The organism is Thermodesulfobacteriota bacterium (assembly GCA_039028315.1).
GTDB lineage: Bacteria > Desulfobacterota_D > UBA1144 > Nemesobacterales > UBA2774 > CR02bin9.
Genome location: JBCCIH010000224.1, coordinates 1 through 3238, shown reverse-complemented (window position 1 = coordinate 3238; position 3238 = coordinate 1). Strand labels below are relative to the sequence as shown.

Annotated in this window: 5 protein-coding genes; 3 read left to right on the top strand and 2 right to left on the bottom strand. The window is 39.4% G+C overall.

The window, feature by feature from the left end:
• Positions 1-116: 116 nt before the first annotated feature.
• A complete protein-coding gene (locus tag AAF462_11165) occupies positions 117-1187 on the bottom strand; it encodes a class I SAM-dependent methyltransferase (GenBank protein MEM7009682.1) in 1071 nt (356 codons plus the stop codon).
• A gap of 149 nt (positions 1188-1336) precedes the next feature.
• Here AAF462_11165 and AAF462_11160 point away from each other — a divergent pair, with 149 nt between their 5' ends.
• Both AAF462_11160 and AAF462_11155 read left to right on the top strand, forming a co-directional pair.
• Positions 1337-1747, top strand: coding sequence for a CDGSH iron-sulfur domain-containing protein (locus AAF462_11160; GenBank protein ID MEM7009681.1), 411 nt, complete (start codon positions 1337-1339; stop codon positions 1745-1747).
• A 30-nt stretch (positions 1748-1777) separates the two neighbouring features.
• Positions 1778-2332: a thioredoxin family protein gene (locus AAF462_11155; GenBank protein ID MEM7009680.1), complete on the top strand. Its 555-nt coding sequence runs from the start codon at positions 1778-1780 to the stop codon at positions 2330-2332.
• A gap of 22 nt (positions 2333-2354) precedes the next feature.
• Here the strand turns inward: AAF462_11155 and AAF462_11150 are convergent, their stop codons facing one another.
• Positions 2355-2777: a hypothetical protein gene (locus AAF462_11150; protein MEM7009679.1), complete on the bottom strand. Its 423-nt coding sequence runs from the start codon at positions 2775-2777 to the stop codon at positions 2355-2357.
• 163 nt (positions 2778-2940) lie between these two features.
• On the opposite strand from AAF462_11150, the gene AAF462_11145 reads away from it, so the two are divergent.
• A partial coding sequence (locus tag AAF462_11145) for a coenzyme F420-0:L-glutamate ligase (GenBank protein ID MEM7009678.1) occupies positions 2941-3238 on the top strand: 298 nt, incomplete at its 3' end.

Below are 3238 nucleotides of genomic sequence, written 5' to 3'. Positions count from 1 at the left end.
TCTCTAGACTCAATGAATTTAACCCACGCTAAAGAATGGGGAGTTGTAGAGTCAGGTCAGAGCGTCGAAAAAGGTGATAGCTTATTTCCCCGTTTCGATTCTAAATAACTTGCCCCCTATTTCCTAACAATATAATAATAGTTTATCGGGTCATGCTCCTGTTCTATAACTTCCACCTGATCAAATCCAGCATTATTTAGCATATCAATCGCAAGCTCTTTTCCCCACATAGCCCCCAGCCCCTTGCCGTTTTGTGCGAGCGACACAGTCATGCAGTGCATACATGAAGTTGTATACAGGAGCGGAGCTAAAGGATGATCCATATTATTGTGGACATGGCTTGATCCGGCAATGTCCTGCATTAAATAAACGCCGTCATCTTTTAGAGCTTTATTTATATTAGAAAGTACCCCGTCTGGGTCTGCCTGGTCGTGTACGGCATCAAATGTTGTAATAAGATCAAACTTTCCTACATCTTCAATTTGAGCGACATCTTTTGCAACGAGGTTCACATTTGTTAACCCGTACTCTTTCGCGTTTGCCATCCCTTTGCCTATCGCCTCTTGAGAAATGTCGTATCCTGTGAAATTGCTGTTAGGAAACTCTTTTGCCATATGTACAAGAGCAAAGCCGCTTCCGCATCCAACGTCCAAAACTTCTATACCTTCTACTAGTTTTTCTTTGATGCCGGGAATCAGTGGAAGCGTTTGATCAATTAGCGGCAGTATAACAGTCTGACGGCTTTCATCAGCCATAACTTCATGGAAACGCTCAAAAGCTTCATAAGGGACTCCACCACCATTTTGAAAGCACTCTACAACTTTGTCCTCAACGGCTCCCAAGACGGATATCCACTGAGCGGTCACTGCTATATTATTAGGAGCTGCGTCTCTGGTAAGCCATGCGGCGTGTTCTTTTGGAAGATAATATGTTTTGTTCTGCGGCTCGTACTCTATAATTTTGCCTGTTACCATTGCTGCCAGCCATTCTCTAACATAGCGCTCATCAAGATTTGCAGCCTCCGCTATCTGGTGGCTTGTTGAATGCTCTAATGTGCTCATCGCATCAAAAAGCCCTGTACGATAGCCAATTGAGATCATTAAATTGATAGCTCCGCTGTTTAATATTGAAAGTAGAGTGTCTGCAAACTGCTCGGATTTTTTCTGATTAATTTCGCTGCTGCTCATGGTTATACTCCCTCCCAGGATAATATATACTGCCCACAAAGTTTATACTCTAACAATCATTTTCCCAATAGTATTTTGAGAATTTTGAATTTTTAATTTGAAGTGAGGATGTGTAATATTATTACATAACCAGTTTAATGGAGGTTGTGATGAGTGATAAGTGTTGCATAAATGTATTTGACGATGGACCACTTGGGATAGAAAATCTCGACACGCTTACCGATGCACAAGGTGAGGAGCTTGAGATAAAGAGTAGGATGGCTTTGTGTCGTTGTGGAGGCTCACAAAATATGCCATTTTGTGATGGAACTCATAAAAAAATAGGCTTTACAAATCAAGTAGAGAAGGCTGACAGTGATAAAGAAAATGACGAAGGAAGAAGGAGTATTAGGGTATTTTTAGACGGACCGTATGAAGTCTCAGAGGATATAGCTCTTAACATAAATGATGAGGACGGCGTCTCTAATCAAGATCCCTACTATCTTTGCAGATGCGGGGCATCGGAAAACAAACCATTTTGCGACGGATCGCATAAGAAAATAAATTTTTCAGACGAATAACTATTCCAATAAATTTAAGGAGATTTTATAATGGCTTTAACACCCTCTACAATGCTTCCGCTCGGAACAAAAGCTCCTGACTTTAGACTCTGGGATGCCATCAGCGAAAAGCATCTTCATATTGATGAATTAAAATCAGACTCGGCAACTGTGATAATGTTTATATGCAACCACTGTCCATATGTAAAACATGTGCAGATTGGAATAGTAGAACTAGCAAATGATTACATCCCAAAAGGCGTTTCTTTTATCGCGATTAATTCAAATGATGTAGAGAATTATCCTGCCGATCACCCGGATAAAATGAGGGAAGATGCCAATCGACTTGGCTATCCATTTGTTTATTTATATGATGAGACACAAGAAGTTGCAAAAGCCTATGATGCAGCATGCACACCTGACTTTTATATTTTTGATGCTCAAATGCTCTGCGTATATCGTGGTCAACTCGATCACTCCCGCCCTGGTAACGGCAAGCCGGTAACTGGAGAGCACATAAGAGATGCGCTTGACCAAATGCTAAGCGGTGAGGAAATAAACTCAGACCAGATTCCGAGTATCGGATGTAATATCAAGTGGAAGTAATTATGTTTGAGACCTATCTAATCTAGTGTTTTTCAGATTCATCTTTGATGGGATTTCTTATTTCACGAAATTCTTTAAGCACCTGTTCCATTGTTTTAAACTCGTAATTACCTTCCCTTATTGCTCCTGTGCCGAATATTAAAAGTGCTTCTCCCGCATTATTTATCAGAGAAATGACATATTCTGGGCCGTAATACTCCATTAAGTTAGCAGAGCTTCCTTCATCCAATCGCACTGTGCCGTCTCTTTCAACATAGAACTTAAAATCCATTTCCATGCCAAAATAGACTGAAAGATAAATCGTTCCATTCTCCTTGCTTCCAATTACGTAAGTTGAATCTTGTGATGCGAATCTGAGCTGAAAGTTATGCTCGCTGTAGTAAAATTCTTTATCAGCTAATTTGACAAGCTTTTCAATGGTTTCAATAAGTTTGGTAGCTTTCACGGCAATTAGTTTCCTGCAAAAAAGCATAGTCTAAAAAGGAGAATAAATACAGACACTATTTTATCTATATTAAAATTGCCCTATCTATACAAAGGCAATATCTTGAAATAGTTTCATAGTCGTCTATTATCATTTCGAAGTTCATGCAATAAGGTGCGATCATATGTCTAAAACAATATCATTAATACCTGTTGATGGAGTACCGGAGATTAATCCTGGAGATAATCTTCCAGACATATTATTCAAATCTACATCAGAAAGTGGAATCACACTAGAAAATGGAGATATTCTGGTATGTGCTCAAAAGATAATCTCAAAATCTGAAAATAGGATTGTTGATCTTAGCACTGTTGAGCCCTCACCCTATGCTCATACTTTGTCTAAAGAACTTACCAAAGACCCTAGACTGATTGAAGTAATACTTAGCGAGACTACCAAGATAATCAAAATGGATCAAAGGA

Bases quoted from the DNA above. Each gene is read 5' to 3' on its own strand.
- AAF462_11165 (MEM7009682.1), bottom strand. From the start codon at position 1,187: ATGAGCAGCAGCGAAATTAATCAGAAAAAATCCGAGCAGTTTGCAGAC.
- AAF462_11160 (MEM7009681.1), top strand. From the start codon at position 1,337: ATGAGTGATAAGTGTTGCATAAATGTATTTGACGATGGACCACTTGGG.
- AAF462_11155 (MEM7009680.1), top strand. From the start codon at position 1,778: ATGGCTTTAACACCCTCTACAATGCTTCCGCTCGGAACAAAAGCTCCT.